The organism is Paenalcaligenes sp. Me131 (genome assembly GCF_050487225.1).
In the GTDB taxonomy this organism is placed as follows: domain Bacteria; phylum Pseudomonadota; class Gammaproteobacteria; order Burkholderiales; family Burkholderiaceae_B; genus Paenalcaligenes.
Genome location: NZ_JBKQGY010000003.1, coordinates 697,730 through 719,842, shown reverse-complemented (window position 1 = coordinate 719,842; position 22,113 = coordinate 697,730). Strand labels below are relative to the sequence as shown.

At 50.0% G+C, this 22,113-nt stretch carries 26 protein-coding genes; 3 read left to right on the top strand and 23 right to left on the bottom strand.

Annotated elements, in window-relative coordinates:
- Positions 1–1,602: 1,602 nt before the first annotated feature.
- The gene (locus ACLPHM_RS15015; RefSeq protein WP_430222015.1) at positions 1,603–1,800 is read right to left on the bottom strand and encodes a hypothetical protein; all 198 of its coding nucleotides are present in this window, start codon (positions 1,798–1,800) and stop codon (positions 1,603–1,605) included.
- A 115-nt stretch (positions 1,801–1,915) separates the two neighbouring features.
- On the opposite strand from ACLPHM_RS15015, the gene ACLPHM_RS15010 reads away from it, so the two are divergent.
- Entirely contained in the window at positions 1,916–2,107 is a 192-nt protein-coding gene (locus ACLPHM_RS15010; RefSeq protein WP_430222014.1) for a hypothetical protein, read from the top strand.
- A gap of 180 nt (positions 2,108–2,287) precedes the next feature.
- Here the strand turns inward: ACLPHM_RS15010 and rpsQ are convergent, their stop codons facing one another.
- The 16 genes from rpsQ to aptA form a co-directional block, all read right to left on the bottom strand.
- Positions 2,288–2,569, bottom strand: coding sequence for a 30S ribosomal protein S17 (rpsQ, locus tag ACLPHM_RS15005; protein ID WP_135866156.1), 282 nt, complete (start codon positions 2,567–2,569; stop codon positions 2,288–2,290).
- Position 2,570: 1 nt separating this feature from the next.
- The gene (gene rpmC / locus ACLPHM_RS15000; protein WP_135866154.1) at positions 2,571–2,762 is read right to left on the bottom strand and encodes a 50S ribosomal protein L29; all 192 of its coding nucleotides are present in this window, start codon (positions 2,760–2,762) and stop codon (positions 2,571–2,573) included.
- A 9-nt stretch (positions 2,763–2,771) separates the two neighbouring features.
- On the bottom strand, positions 2,772–3,188 hold the full coding sequence (rplP, locus tag ACLPHM_RS14995; protein WP_135866152.1) for a 50S ribosomal protein L16: 417 nt from the start codon (positions 3,186–3,188) through the stop codon (positions 2,772–2,774).
- A 2-nt stretch (positions 3,189–3,190) separates the two neighbouring features.
- Positions 3,191–3,961 carry a 30S ribosomal protein S3 gene (gene rpsC, locus ACLPHM_RS14990; protein WP_430222013.1) on the bottom strand — a complete coding sequence of 257 codons (771 nt, stop codon included), beginning with the start codon at positions 3,959–3,961 and terminating at the stop codon, positions 3,191–3,193.
- Between the two features lie 9 nt (positions 3,962–3,970).
- Entirely contained in the window at positions 3,971–4,297 is a 327-nt protein-coding gene (gene rplV, locus ACLPHM_RS14985; protein WP_135866148.1) for a 50S ribosomal protein L22, read from the bottom strand.
- A 3-nt stretch (positions 4,298–4,300) separates the two neighbouring features.
- Entirely contained in the window at positions 4,301–4,576 is a 276-nt protein-coding gene (gene rpsS / locus ACLPHM_RS14980; protein WP_135866146.1) for a 30S ribosomal protein S19, read from the bottom strand.
- Positions 4,577–4,587: 11 nt separating this feature from the next.
- Positions 4,588–5,415, bottom strand: a complete 828-nt coding sequence (rplB, locus tag ACLPHM_RS14975; protein WP_135866144.1) for a 50S ribosomal protein L2 — start codon at positions 5,413–5,415, stop codon at positions 4,588–4,590.
- A complete protein-coding gene (rplW, locus tag ACLPHM_RS14970) occupies positions 5,415–5,711 on the bottom strand; it encodes a 50S ribosomal protein L23 (protein ID WP_135866143.1) in 297 nt (98 codons plus the stop codon). Before rplW ends, rplB begins: the two co-directional genes overlap by 1 nt.
- Entirely contained in the window at positions 5,708–6,328 is a 621-nt protein-coding gene (gene rplD / locus ACLPHM_RS14965; protein ID WP_430222012.1) for a 50S ribosomal protein L4, read from the bottom strand. Before rplD ends, rplW begins: the two co-directional genes overlap by 4 nt.
- Before the next feature lie 2 nt (positions 6,329–6,330).
- Positions 6,331–7,005 (bottom strand): 50S ribosomal protein L3, encoded by a 675-nt coding sequence (gene rplC, locus ACLPHM_RS14960; protein ID WP_430222011.1) that lies wholly within the window; start codon positions 7,003–7,005, stop codon positions 6,331–6,333.
- A 172-nt stretch (positions 7,006–7,177) separates the two neighbouring features.
- Complete coding sequence (locus tag ACLPHM_RS14955; protein ID WP_430222010.1) at positions 7,178–7,981, bottom strand: methyltransferase domain-containing protein; 804 nt, start codon at positions 7,979–7,981, stop codon at positions 7,178–7,180.
- 15 nt (positions 7,982–7,996) lie between these two features.
- A complete protein-coding gene (locus tag ACLPHM_RS14950; protein ID WP_430222009.1) occupies positions 7,997–8,761 on the bottom strand; it encodes an ABC transporter ATP-binding protein in 765 nt (254 codons plus the stop codon).
- Positions 8,758–9,768: a FecCD family ABC transporter permease gene (locus tag ACLPHM_RS14945; RefSeq protein ID WP_430222008.1), complete on the bottom strand. Its 1,011-nt coding sequence runs from the start codon at positions 9,766–9,768 to the stop codon at positions 8,758–8,760. Before ACLPHM_RS14945 ends, ACLPHM_RS14950 begins: the two co-directional genes overlap by 4 nt.
- 15 nt (positions 9,769–9,783) lie before the next feature.
- Positions 9,784–10,749: an ABC transporter substrate-binding protein gene (locus ACLPHM_RS14940; protein ID WP_430222007.1), complete on the bottom strand. Its 966-nt coding sequence runs from the start codon at positions 10,747–10,749 to the stop codon at positions 9,784–9,786.
- 71 nt (positions 10,750–10,820) lie between these two features.
- A complete protein-coding gene (locus ACLPHM_RS14935; protein ID WP_430222006.1) occupies positions 10,821–12,866 on the bottom strand; it encodes a TonB-dependent receptor plug domain-containing protein in 2,046 nt (681 codons plus the stop codon).
- A gap of 234 nt (positions 12,867–13,100) precedes the next feature.
- Positions 13,101–14,444 carry an omega-aminotransferase AptA gene (aptA, locus tag ACLPHM_RS14930; protein WP_430222005.1) on the bottom strand — a complete coding sequence of 448 codons (1,344 nt, stop codon included), beginning with the start codon at positions 14,442–14,444 and terminating at the stop codon, positions 13,101–13,103.
- A 105-nt stretch (positions 14,445–14,549) separates the two neighbouring features.
- On the opposite strand from aptA, the gene ACLPHM_RS14925 reads away from it, so the two are divergent.
- Both ACLPHM_RS14925 and ACLPHM_RS14920 read left to right on the top strand, forming a co-directional pair.
- Complete coding sequence (locus tag ACLPHM_RS14925) at positions 14,550–15,461, top strand: LysR family transcriptional regulator (RefSeq protein WP_430222004.1); 912 nt, start codon at positions 14,550–14,552, stop codon at positions 15,459–15,461.
- A 218-nt stretch (positions 15,462–15,679) separates the two neighbouring features.
- Entirely contained in the window at positions 15,680–16,837 is a 1,158-nt protein-coding gene (locus tag ACLPHM_RS14920; RefSeq protein WP_430222003.1) for an iron-containing alcohol dehydrogenase, read from the top strand.
- Positions 16,838–16,880: 43 nt separating this feature from the next.
- Here the strand turns inward: ACLPHM_RS14920 and ACLPHM_RS14915 are convergent, their stop codons facing one another.
- From ACLPHM_RS14915 to ACLPHM_RS14890, 6 genes are read right to left on the bottom strand one after another with little or no spacing between them, the layout of a single operon-like run.
- The gene (locus ACLPHM_RS14915) at positions 16,881–18,320 is read right to left on the bottom strand and encodes an amidase (protein ID WP_430222002.1); all 1,440 of its coding nucleotides are present in this window, start codon (positions 18,318–18,320) and stop codon (positions 16,881–16,883) included.
- A 4-nt stretch (positions 18,321–18,324) separates the two neighbouring features.
- A complete protein-coding gene (locus ACLPHM_RS14910; protein WP_430222001.1) occupies positions 18,325–18,552 on the bottom strand; it encodes a hypothetical protein in 228 nt (75 codons plus the stop codon).
- 30 nt (positions 18,553–18,582) lie between these two features.
- Complete coding sequence (locus tag ACLPHM_RS14905; RefSeq protein ID WP_430222000.1) at positions 18,583–19,581, bottom strand: acetamidase/formamidase family protein; 999 nt, start codon at positions 19,579–19,581, stop codon at positions 18,583–18,585.
- 33 nt (positions 19,582–19,614) lie between these two features.
- A complete protein-coding gene (locus ACLPHM_RS14900) occupies positions 19,615–20,328 on the bottom strand; it encodes an ABC transporter ATP-binding protein (protein WP_430221999.1) in 714 nt (237 codons plus the stop codon).
- Positions 20,321–21,040, bottom strand: a complete 720-nt coding sequence (locus ACLPHM_RS14895; RefSeq protein ID WP_430221998.1) for an ABC transporter ATP-binding protein — start codon at positions 21,038–21,040, stop codon at positions 20,321–20,323. Before ACLPHM_RS14895 ends, ACLPHM_RS14900 begins: the two co-directional genes overlap by 8 nt.
- A complete protein-coding gene (locus tag ACLPHM_RS14890; protein WP_430221997.1) occupies positions 21,040–22,113 on the bottom strand; it encodes a branched-chain amino acid ABC transporter permease in 1,074 nt (357 codons plus the stop codon). Before ACLPHM_RS14890 ends, ACLPHM_RS14895 begins: the two co-directional genes overlap by 1 nt.

The following is a 22,113-nucleotide window of genomic DNA, read 5'->3' as shown; positions in this document are numbered from 1 at the left end:
ATGTTTGGCGAACCTTCGTGAGAAGGTTGGTCCACTCATTCCAAGCGCCCACACTTATCGGCTGTTAAATTTTTAAAGAACACTTGCTACCGAAGTAGCAGGTCGCTGCCGTTGCAGCTAAACCAGAGAAGTGAAATTATGAAGCATTTTGTTTTTGGTATCAAGCGTTTATTTTCAAAACATTCAAAACCGAAACCACCTCAAAACCCACTCACAAAAATTAACTCTCAAACCTGAAAACTAAGTTTTGCGCTCTGTAGCAAAGAAAGAAACTTTAACATGGTTTTTTAAAACTTGTCAAGATTTATTTTCTTGCCACTCCACCCTTTCGGATGAATCGCAATCCCCCGTAGAAGACCGCTGCCTTGTGAAGCAATTCGCTTATCAATCAAGGGAGATGAACTATAGCGCGTATTTGCGAACCCTGTCAAACACTTTGTTGATAAATTTTCACCGAGTTACAAAATAACCTAAAAATAGCAGCAAAACCCCTGCCAACCCTAGGTATCTATAGATAGCTACCTATAGCGGGCATTGATACTTCCCCTACCCTACATGTTCTTTGCAACTGAAATGGCCAAGCCTAGTCAGTTATCTACCTGAAAGTAATCAACCGAAGTGACGCCCGCGCTAGAAAGAGCTCTATATAGTAAGAGTCCACATTCTATATAGACACCCTGCAATACTAGCGCAAAGTTCGTGCTCACTACTTACCCGGATAGTACGGATGCGAACAGCAAGGAAACCACTATCCAATAGTGCTACACCTACATTCACTATATATATGTACTGTTTTTGAAACCCCGCACCTAGCATGCAACAAAGCAGAATGAAGTTAGAGTTGAAGTTACCTAGTTAGTACGTGTGAATACGCTTACCTGCTTATATATGCTCCAGCACATCAAAGCCGCTGCCGGACTCCGACCTCAACAATACTCCGCGCACAAACTACGACTATATACATACTCCCCTTCTATATATAGATAGCATTGTTGCACTTGCCCCCAGCACACCCAGCTCAGTAGTCACTGAGAAGTAGTTCATCACGAAGAGTCTAGTCAAATCGACACTCTATATATATAGAGTGCGAAAGAGTGATCTGTAGATATAGGAATACAGATGGCGGATCATATTGTGGGATAGCCAAGCAGCTCCGCGCTGTTGCTGTGATTTTACCCTGCCTGTTCTAACCCTCTACTATCCCCCCTATATATAGTGAGAAAGAATCAAGCTGGTTCTCTGCCTACTCCTGCGCTTAGTACTGGGTCAAATAGAAATGCATGATCGTCCTCACTTTTAGATTAAAGGTTCAAGCAGAACGCGTACCCACGACACCTCTATCAGTACTATTTAGTGCACTCAGGGTAAGTGCCTCTGTATAGCACCCTTCCCCTTTCCTACTTCTACTTCTACTTCTACTTCTACTTCTACTTCTACTTCTACTTCTACTTCTACTTTTGCTTTTGCTTTTGCTTTTGCTTTTGCTTTTGCTCTTGGCCTCTCGAACTCTTTGCTGATTAGCTTTGTTATACCCAGTGCTTAGCAACTCACACAACCATAAGTGTTTCTCTATGCTTATAAACTGAGTCACATACCTGCGCCCTATTTTTGTGCAGTTGTCGCCACAACAACAACAACAACAACAACAACAACAACAACAACAACAACAACAACAACAACAACAACAACAACAACAACAACAACAACAACTCGCTGCCCTTCGGCAGTAATCAGCAGAACGCGGTGTGTATGTGGATCTATTGGCGAGTGATGAGTAATCACATCATCTTGAACACGCACTACACGAAAGACCACACAAAGAGAAACAATACCACCTAGGTTACTTGATATAGAGCCGCAGATCGCAGCCTCTATACATAGAGGGTTGCCACTTATGCCCTACCTAGCCACCAACATGATGCACCTACTATGCGTCCAGAGTTTGTTTACTACCTACCTACCTACCTACCTACCTACCTACCTACCTACCTACCTACCTACCTACCTACCTACCTACCTACCTACCTACCTACCTACCTACCTACCTACCTACCTACCTACCTACCTACCTACCTATCTATCCATCTCTCTATATATAGATGGATAGATAGGTAGGTAAGTGGCATCTGGGTGAGTTGATAGAAACATCCACTCAGTCCATACACTGCCTAGATAAAGCAATCGCATAAGACCTAGCCCTTTCTGCACACGATAGAAATAGACATAAAAAAAGCCCGGCTCTTTCGAACCGGGCTTCTTCCACGTAACCGAAATTACGCTATACGCATTAGATCGCGCGAGATGCTGTGACCAGGCGAACTACAGACCATGTTTTACCACGGCTGATAGGACGACCTTCAGCAATTTCCACTACATCACCTTCGTTGTACTGGTTTTGCTCATCATGCGCTTTGTACTTGTTGGTACGAATCATGATCTTGCCGTACAAAGGATGTTTTACGCGACGCTCTACTAGAACGACAACGGTTTTATCCATTTTGTTGCTGACCACGCGACCTTGCAAAGTACGCTGACGCTTTTGCGTTTGGGTTGTTTGCGTTTCGCTCATCTTACTTTCCTGCGTTCTCAGCCATTACGGTACGAACACGAGCGATGTCGCGACGTACTTTGGATAGCTGGCTGGTGTTGGAAAGCTGCTGAGTTGCACGCTGCATACGCAGACTAAATTGTGCTTTCAGCAGACTCTCGAGCTCTGCATTGAGCTCGGCCGTATCTTTAGCACGGAGTTCACTGGCTTTCATGAGATCTCCTTAAGCACCAATGTGGCGCGATACAAAGGTCGTAGAAATAGGCAGCTTAGCGGCAGCCAGGCGGAACGCCTCACGTGCCAACTCTTCACTTACACCTTCCATTTCGTACAAAACTTTGCCAGGTTGAATTTCAGCGACCCAGAATTCCGGACTACCTTTACCGCTACCCATACGTACTTCAGCAGGTTTCTGCGAAATAGGTTTGTCAGGGAAAATACGAATCCAAATACGGCCACCACGTTTGATGTGACGGTTGATCGCACGACGAGCTGCTTCAATTTGACGAGCAGTCAAACGGCCACGGCCGGTTGCTTTCAAGCCAAATTCGCCGAAAGACACCAGGTTGCCACGAGTGGCTAAACCAGTGTTACGACCTTTCTGCTCTTTGCGATACTTTCTGCGTGAGGGTTGCAACATAGTTATTCTCCTTCAGGCGCAGGAGCAGCAGAATCGCGACGTGGGCCACGGCCACGACCTGGACGACGACCTTCTGGACGTTCGCCACGAGGACGGCGGTGACGGCGCTCTTCTGGAGCAGCAGCTTCTACTGGCATTTCGCCGTTAGGAAGCATGTCGCCTTTGTATACCCATACCTTGATACCGATAATACCGTAGGTTGTGTGAGCTTCTGACGTTGCGTAGTCAATGTTGGCACGCAATGTATGCAGAGGCACGCGACCTTCGCGGTACCATTCTGTACGGGCAATTTCAATACCGTTCAGACGACCAGCGCTAGCAATCTTGATACCTTGTGCACCCAGACGCATTGCGTTCTGCATAGCGCGTTTCATGGCGCGGCGGAACATAATACGTTTTTCCAATTGCTGGGCGATGGAATCAGCGATCAACTGAGCATCGGTTTCTGGCTTGCGAACTTCTTCGATGTTCACGTGAACAGGAACGCCCATCAAACGCTGAAGGTCAGCCTTCAAGCTTTCGATGTCTTCGCCACGTTTACCAATTACTACGCCTGGACGGGCGGAGAAAATAGTAATGCGGGCGTTTTTGTTTGGGCGCTCGATCAGCACACGGCTTACCGAAGCGTTCTTCAGTTTTTTCTTCAGGTACTCGCGTACTCGGATATCGTCAGCCAACATGCCGGAGAATTCGTTGTTATCAGCGTACCAACGAGAATTCCAGTTGCGGTTAACGGCGAGGCGGAACCCAATTGGGTGAACTTTTTGTCCCATTGTGACTCCTTAACCGACCTTAACCACGATGTGGCAGGTCTGCTTCTCGATACGGTTACCGCGGCCTTTGGCACGAGCAGAAAATCGTTTCAAAGACTGTGCTTTGTCCACAAAAATTGTGGTCACGCGCAGTTCATCGATATCGGCACCGTCGTTATGTTCAGCATTAGCAATAGCGGACTCAAGCGCTTTTTTGATAATGCCAGCGGCTTTCTTTGGCGTGAAAGTCAGAGTATTCAGTGCGTAAGAAACGCTTTTGCCACGGATCATGTCCGCAACCAAGCGTGCTTTTTGCGCTGAAATACGTACGCCACGAATTGTTGCTGTGGTTTCCATCGCTTATCTCCGAGACTTCTTGTCCGCAGCGTGACCCTTAAACGTACGGGTCAGAGCGAATTCGCCCAGCTTATGGCCAACCATGTTCTCGTTTACGTAAACGGGAACGTGTTGACGGCCATTATGCACGGCAATAGTCAGCCCAATGAACTCAGGCAGGATGGTTGAACGGCGGGACCAAGTTTTGATCGGCCGTTTATCGTTGCCCGCGACAACTGCATCGACCTTCTTGATCAGATGCTCGTCTACAAATGGGCCTTTTTTAATCGAACGTGACATGTGTACGCCCCTTACTTGCGCTTACGACGCGAGACAATCATGTTGTCTGTGCGTTTGTTACGGCGGGTACGGTAGCCCTTAGCAGGGGTACCCCATGGACTGACCGGCTCGCGACCTTCACCTGTACGACCTTCACCACCACCGTGTGGGTGATCGATCGGGTTCATGGCTACACCACGTACAGTTGGGCGAATACCACGCCAGCGTGTCGCACCAGCTTTACCGATTTGACGCAGGCTGTTGTCTTCGTTACTTACGGAACCGATAGTTGCGCGGCAATCAATGTGCACGCGACGAACTTCACCGGAACGCAGACGAATCTGAGAGTAAGCACCATCACGGGCCAACAACACAGCGGATGCACCAGCGGAACGAGCCAACTGAGCACCTTTACCTGGCAACATTTCGATGCAGTGAATCGTTGCACCGATAGGGATGTTGCGGATAGGCAGTGTGTTACCAGCGCGGATAGGAGCATCCTGACCGGATACAACAGTTGCACCAACTTCCAGACCACGTGGAGCGATGATGTAACGACGCTCACCATCGGCGTAGCACAGCAAAGCAATGTGGGCGGTACGGTTAGGGTCGTATTCCAGACGTTCTACTTTCGCAGGAATACCATCCTTGTTGCGACGGAAGTCAACAATACGGTAATGCTGTTTGTGACCACCACCACGGTGACGTACAGTGATATGACCGTTGTTGTTACGGCCAGCTGTACGCGATTTTTTCTCCAGCAGGGGAGCGTAAGGTGCGCCTTTGTGCAACTCAGAGTGCACAACTTTCACCATGCTGCGACGGCCTGCCGAGGTAGGTTTTACTTTAACGAGTGCCATTAGTTCACCTCAGTAAAGTCGAGTTCCTGACCCGCTTTGAGCGACACGTATGCTTTGCGCTCGTTGCGGCGGCGACCTTGGAAACGGCCAAATCGTTTTGCTTTACCGTTCTGGTTCAGAACCTGAACAGACTCAACTTCAACTTTGAACAAGTGCTCAACAGCAGCCTTGATCTCAGGTTTAGTAGCGTCAGCGGCAACGCGGAAAGCGATTTGCTGATTCAGCTCAGCAACCATCGTGGCTTTTTCAGTCACGATTGGAGCTAGGATGACTTGGTATAAACGCTCTGTGTTCATCCCAGGATCTCCTCGAGTTGAGCGATAGCTGCCTTAGTGATCAACACTTTTTTGAAGTGGATCAACGAAACAGGGTCAGCATAACGCGGTTCGACCACAGCAACGTTTGGCAGGTTACGCGTAGCCAGATAGAGGTTTTCATCAAATGCGTCAGTAATGAGCAGCACTGAATCCAGACCCATGTCTTTCAGCTTGGAAGCAGCCAATTTTGTTTTGGGAGCATCCACAGCGAAGTTTTCTACTACGGCCAGACGGTCGTCACGAGCCAACTGAGAAAGAATGGCGCGCAGACCTGCACGGTACATTTTCTTGTTAACTTTGTGGCTGTAGTTTTCTTCGCCAGTGTTAGGGAACGCGCGACCACCCCCACGCCACAGCGGGGAAGAGGACATACCAGCACGAGCACGGCCCGTACCTTTTTGTTTCCAAGGCTTACGTGTACTGTGAGAAACAGTACCACGGGTTTTCTGCTGGCTGTTTGCACTACGAGCATTAGCTTGGAATGCAACAACGATCTGGTGAACCAGAGACTCGTTGAATTCGCGACCAAATACTACATCAGATGCAGCAACGGTAGAAGCAGCTTGACCCTGATCATTCAGGAGCTTGAGATCCATGATTAGGCTCCTTTAATGGCGGGACGTACAACTACGTCACCATTTTTGTGACCTGGAACAGCGCCACGTACCAACAACAAACCGCGCTCGGCGTCTACACGCACGATATCGAGGTTCTGTACTGTACGAGTAACGCTACCCATGTGGCCAGCCATTTTCTTACCTGGGAACACACGGCCTGGATCCTGAGCCATACCGGTAGAACCGGGGGCACGGTGAGACAGAGAGTTACCATGGGAAGCGCGCTGACTAGAAAAGTTGTGACGCTTGATAACACCGGCAAAACCTTTACCGATTGTGGTACCAGTTACGTCAACCTTTTGGCCAGCTTCAAAGATGCTGTCCACAGCCAGAACAGCACCAGTGGTGTGCTCAGCTACTTTTGCAGGGTCAAGACGGAATTCTTTAAGGATGCTACCAGCTTCAATACCAGCTTTAGCATAGTGACCAGCGGCAGCTTTAGTGACGCGCGTTGCGCGGCGAGTGCCGTATGCCACTTGAACAGCAGCGTAGCCATCCACTTCAGGGGTTTTGACTTGTGCGATGCGATTGTTGGACACGTCTAGCACAGTTACTGGCACGGATTCACCGTCTTCAGTAAAAATGCGAGTCATGCCGACTTTACGCCCAACAAGTCCCAACCGCCAAGCGGCAGGCACAGGTGTCGAGTTCGACATCTTTTTCTCCATTCCCGACTGCGATTGGTCGGGGCTAATGTACTTTATGAATGTACCAAAAAACTTGGCTTTTCTAGCCAAGCCCTAAATATTATCACCAAAGCAATACTCAAACAAGCAGGATTTTGTCAAGTGTGGTATTCAGCGAGACTATTTAGCGTATTGCAATCAATCATCTACCAACTTTGTCCACATCCCACGAGATCATCGCCCAACGGGTATCTCCACCACCCTGCTGAGCACGCTCATCGTCTTCGGCATACCACTGGCGCAGATCCGAAAGTTGCTGCTCGCTAAGGTCGCCAAATGTCCAACGGACTTTCCCAATGAACTCTTCTACATTTTTAGTACCCGCTAACCTGCCGGGGAAGCAAAGGTAGTCCACTTTGGGATGAAAACCCATAGAAAACAAGATGTTTACGATATAGATATAGTCAGGCAGTGCTCGTTTGTTTTTGCCTAATACCTCGGCAATCGCCGCATCACCAAAGTGCCCATCGACCAAGTGAGTCATGTAGCAATGCTTAGTCGCTTTGCTAGTCATCCTCTGCAGGGCTTCCTGCATATCAGCCACCAAGCTAGAACGTGAGGCCACCACGATGTCGCACGTAGGCACATCAGACCAATCGTCGTACCACGACTTACACAGAGTATGCACATTCGTTAAACCTGCTGCATCCGCATGCTCTTGCATGCGCTCTAGCATCTCGGCGCTGTAGTCCAGCCCTATCACTTTCTGTAATTGAGGGGCCACGGTAATCCCGATAGTACCGGTACCACAGCCTACATCTAACAGCGTCTTCGCCCCCTCAAGGTTCATATGCGCTACAAACTGCTGCGCATACTCACTTTGTAATGGCTTACCTTTTAACTCTTTAGCACGTGCATCCCAAGCACTGGCCGACTTGGCTGACCTATCGCTTTGAAGCATATGCTCGCGGTACATCTGCGCAAAATCCACGTCATGAATCAGCATGTGGTTTCCCTTTAGTTAAAACACAGTAGGCAAATGCTGCCTCACTGTAGACTCATCCAGATCATACAACTTCGCCAAATGAGCCGTTGTCATTGTCTGATCAGACGTCCCTACCGCCAACAAACTGCCATGCTTGAATAACGCCACTCGGTCGGCAATTTGCAAAGCATGCTCGGGTTGATGTGTACACAGCAAAATCCCCATGCCCTGCTGCTGTAGCGCCTGTATGTGCGACAACACTCGCAACTGATTGCCGAAGTCTAAGCTAGCAGTGGGTTCATCCATCACGAGCAACGCGGGCTGCTGTGCCAACGCACGGGCAATCAGCACCAACTGACGCTCGCCCCCACTAATTTGTGTGTAGGGCCTATTTACGAGGTGCAGCATGCCTACTTGCTCTAAGCACTGGCACGCTATCTGTTTGTCATGTGCAGACGGGCTAGCAAACATGCCTAAACTGGCAGTGCGCCCCATGAGCACCACTTCTAATACGCTGAACGCAAACACCGCAGCATGCGCTTGTGGCACATAGGCTATGTGTTGCGCTAACGCCTGACGTGTCCACGAGGATAATGGTTTGCCCAACACCATTACCTGCCCTGCTAGCGCCGGCAACAACCCTAACAAGGTTTTAAACAGCGTAGATTTACCACTGCCATTTGGCCCTAATAAGCACAACACCTCTTGCGGCCAGACTTGCAAACTGATGTCGGCCCCCACCTTTTGGTGTTTGCTATAGCCAATGCTGACATGACGCAGCTCGACAATAGGAGTGGTCATTTTTCGGCAGCGCTATTACGCGCTAAGAGAAACAGGAAGAACGGCGCCCCCACTAACGAGGTTAATACCCCTAGCGGCAGCTCTATAGGTGCGGCAGTACGTGCCAACGTATCGGTAAGCAGTAGAAAAATGCCCCCCAATAATAGCGAGGTAGGCAACAATCGGCTGAAGTTTGGCCCTACCAACAAACGCGCCACATGCGGAATTACTAACCCCACCCACCCTATGATGCCGGTAAACGAAATAGCACTGGCCGTCAGCAACGTGGCGGCCACAATCAGCACCACACGTAACCGCTGTACTGGCACCCCTAGCATCTGTGCCTCTTCATCAGGCAAGCTTAATAAGTTGATACGCCAACGTAGTAATAGCAACGGTACTAAACCTGCCAACATCCACGGCAACGCCCACAACATTTCGGCTTGATTGATGCTATTTAATCCACCCAACAGCCAAAACGTGATTACTGATAGTTGTGAGTAGGGGTCGGCCAATACTTTCACCAACGAGATGCCTGCCCCCAATAAGGAACCTACGGCTACGCCAGCCAACACCAAAACTAGGACAGGATCGTGTCGCCGCACCATTCGGGCAATCACATAGACAAACAGCACGGCCAACAAGCCGCCCACAAAGGCCAGCATTTGTACCCACAGCAAGGACAGCCCTAAGTAAATAGCGACCACCGCCCCCAAGCCCGCCCCAGCGGACACACCCAGAATATCGGGGGACACTAAGGGATTTCTGAACATACCTTGGTACGCTGCACCGGCGGCGGCAAGCCCTGCTCCCACCAGTATCGCAGCGGCAATGCGAGGAAACCGTAGTTGCCAAATCACAGTGTACGCAGTGGACTCTGCCTCATCTGCACTGAAAGGAGCCATGATAGCAGCCGCTAACTCTGGCCATGTCAGCGGGTACTTACCGGCGAATAAGGCGATGACAATGGCAATCGCTAATACACACAGTAGCCAGAACCAATGCCAATACCCTGTGCGTTTGCTCATGCCTTGCCGTGTCATTTAGTATGCCTTGTAAGCGGGTTGTGCCAATAAGCCTTGTAGCTCTTCTAACGTTAATAAACGCTGATAAAAGCGCAAGAAGAACTCGCGTACTCTATCAGGTAACCAGAGCTGATCTTGCTCCAACGTGGCTTTTACCCACAGCAACCCCAGCAACCTATTAATGCCCGGAGGTACATCTACCCACCCAAACGGCAATGAAGGCACTAGCAACAACCGTCTTTCCCGTACGGCACGCAAGCTGTTCCAGAGTGGGGACTGGGTAGCCATCTCAAAAAATGTCACGTCTTGAGCAAAGATGAAATCAGGATCCCACGCCAGTAGCTGCTCCATAGAGACCTGTGCTAACCCACCCGTGCCTGCGGCAGCCGCCACATTACGCGCACCTACATGGCTGATCACTTCGGCATGTATAGAACCCGCTAGACCTGTTTCCAGTCCATCTATACCTCGTGCCAAATACACACTAGGTGCTTGTTTAGCCACGGCATTCGCGGTTTTATCCAGAATCTCGGTAGCATGTGCCGCCAACATTGCCGCTCGTTCAGATACTTGCAGTAACTCTCCGGCATACAGCAACTGTCTGGTGGAGTCGGCCAAGGTACCGTCTACTAATACATAGGGGATCCCTGTTTGCCGTGCCACGTTTTCGGCGGCTGATTGATGAGTTTGGTTCACTACCCCCGCATCCAAAATCACGTCCGGAGACAAGGCCAACAAACTTTCCAGCGGTATGGTGCTGCCCCTACCGGCCAAGCGCCCTACAAAAGGAATCTCTTGATAGTCAGCCGATAAATAAAAACGGGACTGGTCGCTCAGGTTATAAGGCCAGCCCAGCATTTTCTCGGGGGCTAAACAGTACAGTAGTACGGCAGCCGGAGGCCCTGCCGCAAACACTCGCTGTACCGCATCCGGTGCAGGTAACTGACCATAGTGATAGAGCAACTGTGGTGAGGAAGCTAACATCTTTGGTGCCCAACCTGCTGTGAGCAAGCTAGCACCAAAGGCTTGTAAAAGGCGTCGCTTAGCGTGATCCATTAGAAGCGATAAATAGCATTAGCGAACCACACACGACCTGGCATTGGATAGCCTTCTGACAGCTCGTAGTACTTATCGCCAAGGTTACGTACACCCGCTTCAATAGACAGGTCGCTACGTGGTGACCAAATGGTTTTAAGGCCCCAAATACCGTAACCAGACAATTGCTCGTATGTATCCACTACACCTTCATCGTAGCGACCGTTCTCTGCTTCCAACGTAGCCAAGAACTCCCACTGCGCATGGGGCTTCCAGCCTAGATGCGCAAACAGGCGGTTACGCGGCAACCCGGTTAATTTCACATCCTGTTCACTACGGTTTTTACTGTTCAGATAGGTATAGGCCAAACCTGCTCGCCACTCAGGGCTGAACTGCTGCTCTAAAGATAGCTCTATACCTTGGTGACGTGCTCTATCAATGTTCTGATATTGCCTACACTCGTACTTACCACATACCGAACCGGGTACATCCACACGGTTATGCGCATCACGCAAGTTACTGCGGAACAAGGTGAACTCTAGCTGCCCGCCTTCCCATGCCTCGGTACGTAAGCCCAATTCGTAATGCCACGCTTTTTCCGGCTTCAGATCAGGGTTAGGTAAGGCTTCACCAAAACTCGCTGAGTAGCGGTCTTTAATGGTCGCAAAGTGCGTTTTGTGTGCCACGCTACCAAATACCTCGGTAGTAGGTGTCACGTTATGCACCAACTCTAGTACGCCGTTCGTGGCTTTATCTACCGCACCAGAGTCCCAGATATTGGCATCTTTGGTTTTGCGGCGATCATGGCTTAAGCCAGCACGCATGCGCCATGTATCAGACAAACGAATGTAGTCTTCAATAGCTAATGAGTATGTGATGTCACGGTAGTTCTTTGTGGCATAACCCGCTTGTATGTCTTTATGCCTATCGTCTTTGTAGTTGAAGGCCACATGCAGCTCATGGTTGGCCCAACGGTCTATGACCAGCTCGGCTGCTGCCCCATAAGTTTTGTCATCGTACTTGCTACGAGTGTCTTGCAAGGTGGTGTAGGACGCATCGCTAAAGTTGTCCATACCGTTTTTATAAGAGTCGGCGTACGCACGCAGACGCAGCGTGTAGTCAGACCCCAAATCCGTACTGCTCATGAAGTACAAACTGTCTTTGTCCCAGTATGGCCACTGCCAGAAACGTCCCGTAAAACGGTTACCTTTACGTTCACCAGTGTAGACTGGCTGCCCTTTTTTGCCCTCTTGGCGTACATAACCAAACACATACTCATCTGTAGCGTTAGGTGTCAGGCCCAATTTAAAAGATAACTTCTTGTCAGTGTAGTGACCATTCTCGCGGTAGCTACCTAAATCTGTAGGCGATTTTTTCTGGTCATGAAAGCCTTTGGGCAGAGGAAAGCCATTCGCATCCAAATACGACGCACCAAACTGGAAATACCATTGCTCTTGTCTAGAGCCAACGTTCACCGAGAACAAACGCTCTTGTCCCGAGGCGTAACCCATGCGTACATCGCCCTCAAACTCGCGTTCGGGCTTACGTGACACCAGGTTAATTGCTCCCCCCATCACGTTAGGGCCATACAGCAGCGACGCATTCCCTTTAGCGACCGTCAATGTCGATAAATCAAAGGTAGTAAACCTATTTAAATCCACGTTACCGTCATACGGCACATACTGTGGAATACCATCCATAAAAATCGCGATACGACGCGAATCAAAGCCTCGTATGGAAACGGTTTGTTCGTTACGCTGCCCGCTTGAAGCGAGGGTCACGCCCGGTATCATGGTAGCCGCGCTACCAATATTGTTGCGATTAAAGCGCTCCATCGTGGTTTCATTCAGGGTGGTTTCACCCAACAATAATGAACCACCAATGTCCCCACGCACTACCACTTCACCCAACTTAAAGACGGTGTTGTTATCCGTGTCTTCGGCATACACCATGCCACTGCATGACAATGCGGCACATAGCGCCGTTAAACGCCATAGGTTCTTGTTTGTCGTACAGCCCAGCCACCCCGTTGTGGCCGTTTCTGTACGCATTTTCTGAATGCTCATCTGCCTCTCCCAGTCATTTCTATTCGTTATAAGCAAAGGTATATTACGACAGTGGGAATTAAATCAGCAAACTACATCTGTAGAAACAAGACGATGTGCGCAGAAGCGCGACACTACACACAAAAAAGCGGCTTTTTTACGTCTATCCCTTGCACGTTGTACATCTTGTACATCGTGCTCATGGATAGGTAAAAAAGCCGCTAGCAATCAGGCCGTAGCAGACCCTTATCTACATCACGCCACCCGCACCAACTGGCTAGGTGTTCTGTCTAAGGCATTCAACACATCGCCCACTGCATCAAACAGTGTGTCTAGCTCAGCCGCCGTTGTGGTAAAGGTAGGGCCGAACTGCAACGTATCGCCCCCAAAGCGCACGTAAAAGCCTTTCTTCCACAATGCCATGCCAGCCTCAAAAGGCCGTATCACCGCGTCACCATCACGAGGCGCTAACTGGATTGCGCCAACTAGACCGCAATTACGTATATCGACCACATGGTTTGCATACCGTAAACCGTGCAAACTGCGTTCAAAGTGTGGAGCTAGCTCTGCCGCTTTTTGGGGTAGGTTTTCGCGCTCTAGAATATCCAAGGCCGCTAAACCGGCTGCACACGCTACGGGGTGAGCTGAGTAGGTATACCCATGCCCAAACTCCACCATGTAATCGGGTGTGTTTTGCTGCATAAAGGTTTGGTAGATCTCGGTAGACGCAATAACAGCACCCATAGGGACGGCACCGTTAGTCAACTGCTTGGCAACGTTCATGATGTCAGGCGTAACACCAAAGTACTCTGCCCCACTTAACGTACCCAACCTACCAAAGCCTGTAATCACTTCATCAAAAATCAATAGAATTTGATGCTGATCACAAATCTCACGTAACCGCTGCAAATACCCCTGTGGTGGCACCAATGCTCCCGCTGACCCAGACACAGGTTCCACAATCACCGCAGCAATGTTAGAGGCATCGTGCAATTCAATGAGTTTCAGCAGCTCGTTAGCCAACTCTACACCGCCGGTTTCAGCTTGGCCTTTGGTGAACGCCATACCCGGCTGCAAGGTATGAGGCAGGTGATCGGCATCCATCATTTGGCCGAACATCTTGCGATTGCCACCTATACCCCCCAAGCTAGTACCAGCTACGTTCACACCGTGATAACCACGTGCCCGCCCTATCATTTTTGTTTTGGATGGCTGACCTTTCAAACGCCAGTAGGCGCGCGCCATCTTAATAGAGGTGTCCGTACACTCTGAACCAGAATCCGTGAAAAACACATGGTTGAGTGGATCCGGCAGCAGCGAGGTAATACGCTCGGCTAATTTAAACGACAGTGGGTGGCCAAACTGGAATGCAGGGGAGTAATCCAACGTACCCAATTGCTGACTCACAGCATCACGTATCTCGCTACGATTATGCCCTGCACCACAACACCACAAGCCTGACAAACTATCAAATACCTTACGGCCATCGGCATCAATCAGCCAATTATTGTCAGCACCCACAATCATCCTAGGATCACGATGAAAATTGCGGTTCGCACTAAACGGCATCCAATGCGCTTGTAGATTCAATGCTTCCATGACTTGTCTCCATCCATTATTAGGGGGGTATACAAGGATTGTAGGGAGCTTGTTTGATCAGTACGATATGAATCTATTGATAGAAACTTAAGTGTTTACTGAACTATGGATAGAGCCACTCTTAATCAAGTCAGCGACTTCGATCTGCGCTTATTACGTGTATTCAGAACTGTCGCCAAAGCAGGTGGGTTCGCCGCTGCTGAAAGCATTTTAGGCATCAGCCGGTCTGCTATTAGCATGCACATGAGCGACCTAGAAAAACGCGTAGGGATGCGTTTATGCCAACGAGGTCGAGCAGGGTTTAGCCTCACAGACCAAGGACGCGAAGTATTACGCGCCAGTGAAACGGTACTGGCCGCGATTGAAGGTTTTCGTAGTGAAGTAAACCAGTTGCACCATAGCCTACGTGGTGACTTCAACATTGGCTTGATGAACAGCTTAGTGACTCAACCTAAAATGCGCATCACGACGGCATTACAGAACTTGTGCAGCGCCAATACAGGCATACGCGTCAACATCAGCATGAGCACGCCTGGGGAAATTGAACGCGGGCTATTGGATGGGCGCTTACACATAGGTGCATTACCGTTGATTACTACGCTACCCAGTTTGGACTACCTACCTCTATACGAGGAACAATCGTATCTCTACTGCAGTAATAAGCATCCATTATTCACACAAGCCACTACGGTAGATCTGCCAACGCTCTACACTGCGCGAGCCATACAACCCAGCTACCGCATGCCCCCGGAAGCTATACAGTTGCATCAGCCCTTACAACGCACGGCCACGGCATCCGATCGTGAAGCCATCGCGTTTCTTATTCTGACGGGTGAGTACATCGGTTTCCTGCCAGACCATTTGGCCGCTAACTGGGTAAACCAAGGGTTAATGACTGCGCTGCGCCCCGACTTGATGCACTTCTCTATTACCTTAGCGGCTGCTACCCGAAAAGGCAGACGCCAGAATTTGATTGTGGATAAGTTTCTGGATGCGTTGCAGACGCAGACTGTGTAAGCCTACAAAGACTAATCCTGTCCTGAACCATTCATTCTTTTCCTTAATGCCGTGCACCATATGTATAGGGTGCAGCGCCTTCGTACAGCCTAACCCGCTCGCCTTCATTCCAGTTGTGTCTATACACCACAACCTGCATACCCAAAAACAAACAAAACGATTAGAATTAAATCGATATAACAATATCGATTCATATCATATCGAAATAGGAGTAGACAATGACGACAATCACCTTGCCTAGAACCCTGTTAGTCGGCGGCGGTGTACTCAACCAATTACCCAACGTACTGCAAGAGTTATCGTGTCACCGTGCTCTCTTGGTGACGGATGCCATGATGGTCACACTGGGTCATGCAGAGCGCATACAAAAACTACTGGCAGAGCACCACATTAGCTGTGATATTTTCTCGAACACCATTCCAGAACCTACCTCTGCTTCTATACAAGAAGGTGTCGCCACCGTTAGCCAAGGCAACTACGATGCGCTGATTGCTCTAGGTGGTGGTAGCCCTATGGACAGCGCTAAAGCCATGGCCATTTTAGGCAAGCACGGTGGTCACATACGCGACTATGCGTTTCCTGTACACGTCACTACGGCCGGCCTGCCTTTGATCGCTATTCCCACCACAGCAGGTACGGGCTCAGAAGTCACGCGTTTTACCATTATTACGGATGAAAAGAACGACGAAAAACTGTTATGTATAGGTACGGCGTTCGTGCCCACCGCTGCCTTGATTGACTACGAGCTAACCTTATCAGTACCCGCCCGTACCACAGCAGATACTGGTATTGATGCCATGACACATGCTATTGAAGCCTACGTCAGCCGCAAGGCCAACGCATACAGTGATAGCCAAGCATTGGCCGCGATGCACCTGATTGGGCCCAACCTTAAGCACGCGTACGACAACGGGCAAAACCATGAAGCACGTGCAGCCATGATGCTAGGCTCTACCTTGGCGGGTATTGCCTTCTCTGCCGCGTCGGTGGCATTAGTACACGGCATGAGTCGCCCTATTGGTGCGTTTTTCCATGTGCCTCATGGGCTTTCCAATGCCATGCTGCTACCTACTATTACGGCCTATTCGTTATCAGCCTCCCCACTACGTTATGCGGACTGCGCACGCGCCTTAGGCTTTGCTTCTGAACACGACAGCACCGATACCGCTAATCAAAAACTGTTGGATACGCTGTATGCCTTAAACGCTCACCTACAAGTTCCCTCCTTAGCTCAGTACGGCATAGATAAAGCCCGTTTCATGGAACTGCTTCCTACCATGGCACAACAAGCCATTGCTTCGGGCTCACCCAACAACAATCCCCGTATTCCTAGCCAACCTGAAATGGAACAGCTTTACCTACAATTGTGGGACTAACACTGTCTACGAAAGAGGCCTGCTAGGCCTCTTTCTGTAGGACTTAGCTCAATAACGAAGGTTTACGTAAGTGGTAGTCTGTGGCGCCTTGGAACGCATGACCAATACGGAACAACATAGCCTCATCAAACGGCCTTCCTAACAACTGCAGACCTATAGGTAAACCGTGTTGATCAAACCCTGATGGCACGCTGAGTGCAGGCAAACCTGTGACTGAGGCAATACCCGTAAACCGCATAATGGCCTCTAAGGTTGGACGCACCACACCAGGTTCTAACTCAATGTTCGCCGTACCAATTTCAGGTGCTGTAAAAGGCAAGCTTGGCAATACAAATGCATCTATGCCTTCTGCAAACCTCTCCATAAAACGCTGACGTAGTACCGACCTAAAACGTTGTGCCTGGATATAGTGTGACGCGAGGTACAGTTCGCCTTGTTCAAACATAAAGCGCACGTTCTCGCCGTAGTCGTCTGGGCACTCACGCATCCACCGCTGGTGAAAAGCACTGGGCTCGGCACTCTCAACCGTCATCAGCGCCGATAGATTTAGGTCTAGATCAGCGATAGAGGTTTCCACAACCGTGGCCCCCAAGGTACGCAATACATCCAATGCGTTCTGTGTAGCTTTCAACACAGCGGGTTGTAGCTGCGTGAAAAAATACTCGGGGATCACGCCTATGCGTAAACCGTTCACACCGTGTGACAAGGTAGCTAAATAATCCGCTACCGGTGCGCGCGAGGTGCTTAAGTCCGCAGGATCGTGACCGGCTATCACTTGCAGCAACAAGGCGCAGTCTTCTACCGTACGTGTCATAGGCCCACATGTATCCATACTCCACGCTAGCGGAATAATGCCACGACCGCTGACCCTACCTACCGTAGGCCGTATACCCACAATACCGTTAGCCCCAGCCGGCAAACGTATAGAGCCACCCGTATCTGTACCTAATGCTGCCGGCACGGCACGTGCAGCGACTGCCGCCCCCGAACCTCCAGATGAACCTGAGGCAATGCAAGCCGTATTCCACGGATTACGTACTACCCCATAATGCGGGTTTTCTGACGTAGCTCCCCACGCAAACTCATGCATGTTCGTGTTGGCAAGCAGGTTTGCCCCTGCCCCCTTCAACCTACGTACTACTTCAGCATCCTCGGTAGCCTCTTTACCTTTCAATATTTTGCTGGCAGCAGACGTTGCTCTACCTGCCAAACTAATATTGTCTTTAATGGCTAACGGTACACCATGTAAGGGCCCCACTTTATAGCCTACCTGCATCATTGCTTCAGCTGCTTTGGCTACGGCCATCGCCTCTTCGTGATGCACCGAGACAAACGCCGCTAATGGCTCACCAACTTGATCGATACGGCTCAAAATGGCTTGGGTAAGCTCTACCGGTGACAACGCTTTACTGGCAATCAATGCTGCTGATTGCGCTACCGTCAAATCACATAAATCGGTATGAGATGAAAGACTCTGCGTCATGGTCTTAGGCTCCCCCTGCGGCTAACGCGCTCTCGTCATGTTGCACCACCACAATGGGGCCTACTCCCAAATGCTCGTCTCTACCCATTACCTGACACAGCGCATTGGCATCCTTCAGCAAGCGCTGGAACTCAACCACATGTGCTTGTTGACGTTGTGCAGACATGCCTAGCCCTGAACACTGCGACACAGCTTTGATGTAAGCCGCTACGCTATCTTGATCACTACTCATGATTACTCCTCCACCCTACATAGTCAGCCCTTATCTAGCCGTGCCAATAATTGATTTCAGAATAGAAGCGCCCAAGGTGTATTTAGGGTCTACCATGTTGCCCAACCGTACTCGCCCTGCTTGAGTCAGTAATAAATAAGCATCTTCTTCGGTGTAGCCAAAGTCTTCAGCCATCCAACGAATCAAATCACGGTAAGCACGACGGGCGGCGTCTTCCATAGGGCGTGATGAACCAATACTCATGTAGAATTTTTCGTTCTCTAGGCGTGGATTCGCCAACTTCCACCCTTTAATCAGATCCACTTGTATGGTCGTGGTAGTGGGATGCTCGATCGCCACACCGCACAGCTCGCCATCACCTTGCGCTGCATGGCAATCACCCAAGAATAAATACGCCCCCTTGGTTTGCACAGGCAGATAAATAACCGCACCCGGCCCTACATCAGGCAGATCCATATTGCCGCCGTAATAGTCTGGCACCAACGCACTAATAGCTTCAATCTGTGGCGATACACCAATGGTGCCAATAAAAGGCTCGTATGGCAGGGTAATAGTGTCGCTCCAACGTACGCCTTTCTCGGCGTCCACATCCACTTTCACCACACGCTCAGGCCAAGGTTGGTGCAGCAAAGCGGTATCCGCTGTTGCGACCAAACCGCCAAACTCAGGGATTAACGCTGTTGTACCGCAAGGCTGCGGACCACGAGGGCGAATATCTTTGATATACACCGCCAAGCAATCCCCTTTCTCAGCACCCTCTACATAAATAGGACCGTTCTGTGGGTTTAAGAAAGGGAAGTTGAGTTTCTCACTGGGCTTGTCCTGCTCGGTTTGCAAACTGCCTTCAAACGCATCGTGCGTTTCTGCCGAAATCACAGCACCGGGCTCTACATGCAACACAGGGGTTTCATAAGGGCCATAGACGTAGTAGTACTTCCCTTGCTTGGCCTCATCCAAATGATGTTTCTGACCCGCTTTACCTTTGGCCACACCGCGTCTTGCCATTAATGATTGTTCAAACCATGACATAGTTATCTCCTCGTTAAATTATCGTGATGCCCGTTAGATGGATAGGCATCGTCGTACTACTTCTGGATCAGACAACATGGCCGGATCCAGCTCTTCTATGACCAACCCCTTGTCCATGACATAACAACGTTGCGCCATGGCTTGAATCATTTCTAAGTTCTGCTCCACAAAGAGCACGGTTAGCCCCGTACTACGGTTTAGCTCTACCACCAACCTAGCGATGTCTTTCACAATAGAGGGCTGTATGCCTTCGGAAGGTTCATCTAACAGCATTAAGCTGGGTGACCCGATGAGCACTCTGCCTATGGCTAATTGCTGTTGCTGGCCCCCCGACATGGTGCTGGCCTGCTGCTTACGACGCTCATGCAGGATGGGGAAATAGTTATAAATTTCCTCGTAGCGCTCAGGCTTTACTCCTTTGCCTAAAGCCTCTCCCACCCGCAGGTTTTCCTCTACTGTCATACGCGGAAAGACCTCTCGGCCTTGTGGCACATACCCAATGCCATAACGTGCGCGCTGATAGGCCGGTAAGTTCTGGATGGCCTCACCATTCATCAAAATTTCGCCACCCGAACATGGCAATAACCCAATCAGGCTTTTCATCAGCGTAGATTTGCCCACACCATTACGCCCGATCACCGCCACGATCTCACCAGGATTCACATGCAAGTTCAGACCTTGCAATACCGGTTTGCTGCCATAGCCCGAACGCAAATTTCGAATATCAATTAATGCTGGATTAGCCATGTGATTTCCCCAGATAAATTTCCACCACGCGCTCATCCTGCTCAATATCTGAGATAGAGCCACTGGCAAAAATCTTGCCGTAATTCAACACCGTGACCCTATGGGCAATCTGCCGCACAAAACTCATGTCGTGCTCTACCGCCAGCACTGCCATACCTTGCTTATTCAGGTCCAAAATCATCTGGCCGGTTTGCCATGTTTCATCGGGCGTCATCCCTGCAGTAGGCTCATCCAACAGCAGCAAGGTGGGCTGCAAGCTAATCGCCATTCCTATTTCTAACCATTGCTTTTGGCCATGACTAAGATTGCCGGCTAACTGTTTGGCGTGTGGTGCTAAATGCAAAAACTCCAACAAGCGGTCGGTATGCTCGGCAAGCTCGGCGTGTTTACGGTAATGGCGCTGTAAGGCCACTTGTAAATTCTGATGCACGCTCATGTCGGCAAATACACCAGGCACCTGAAACTTCACGCTGATCCCTCGTCGTATACGCTCGTACGAGGGTCGGTTCGTGATGTCTTCGTCTTTGAATAAAATCGTGCCGCCACTGGGTGCAAGGCTGCCTAGTAACAAGTGAAAGAACGTACTTTTACCCGCACCATTAGGGCCCACCAGACAATGGACTTCTTGGTTTTCTAGCGTGAAATCAATGCCACCCGTCACATGCAAACCACCGAACCATTTATCCAACCGTTGTGTTTGTAGTAAGGCCATTATTGTTCTCCCCTACCGTTGTGTGAGCCCGCTATAAACGATTGTTTTCCTAACCATTTACCCAATGACAAAAAGATGCCATTTGGTGCAAGCAAGACGGTTAATACCAATAACGCCCCCATGACGACCAATGCATATTGGCTGCCATAGATCGTGAGTGCTTGGAACCCAGCCAAGACCATCATGGTTCCTAATAGCGTTGCTGTTAAATCGGTGCGCCCACTGACTGCCACCCAAATTACCGGTAGCGCTGCCGCTGTCATCCCCATGCTGGAAGGTGTGATGTACTGCCCCCACGAGACATACAGCACACCACTTAAACCCGCGAGCGTGCTGCCAATGACAAAGGCCGCCAGTTGATACTTACGAATGTCGTAACCCAGCATTTCTGCTCGTCTAGGGTTCTCGCGCGCCGCGACCAACACATTGCCAAAGCTAGAGTTCACTAACATGCGTAGCCCTAGGTACACCACAACTAGCAAGGCCAACGTGAGGTAATACAAGGCCACATCCGGGAACAGCACAATATCGCCACCAGGCCACGGAATGGTGAGAGGTTGCATGCCACTCATGCCGTTAAAACCATTCAGGCGTGCTTGCCCAATCACCCAGTTAGGCCCAGCCGTTTGCGACATAAATCGCTCTAGCACTAGGGTGACGGACAGGGTCACAATGCCTAGAAACACTCCAACAATACGGCCAAAGAATAAGAAGTAGCCCAGTACAACAGCAAACACCGCCGAGACAATCAGCGCCAAGATCAGAGCCAACCACGTCAACCCATACACGGTGCCAATGTTGAGGGTCACAATGGCGTAGGTATAGCCACTTAGCCCAAAGAAGGCCGTTTGACCAAAACTCAAGATACCGCCATAACCCCAGATCAGGCTTAACCCCAAGGCCATGAACAACCAGTTAAAGAAGTACACGTTATTGCCAACGTCATAGCCATCAGCAAACAGGGGATAAATCACCGCTAATACCAGTACCACACCCGCGCTGGACCAAAATTTAGGCCCTCGCCCCATGGTCTGAGGCCCTTCTAATAAGGCCAGACAAGAAAAGAATTTCAT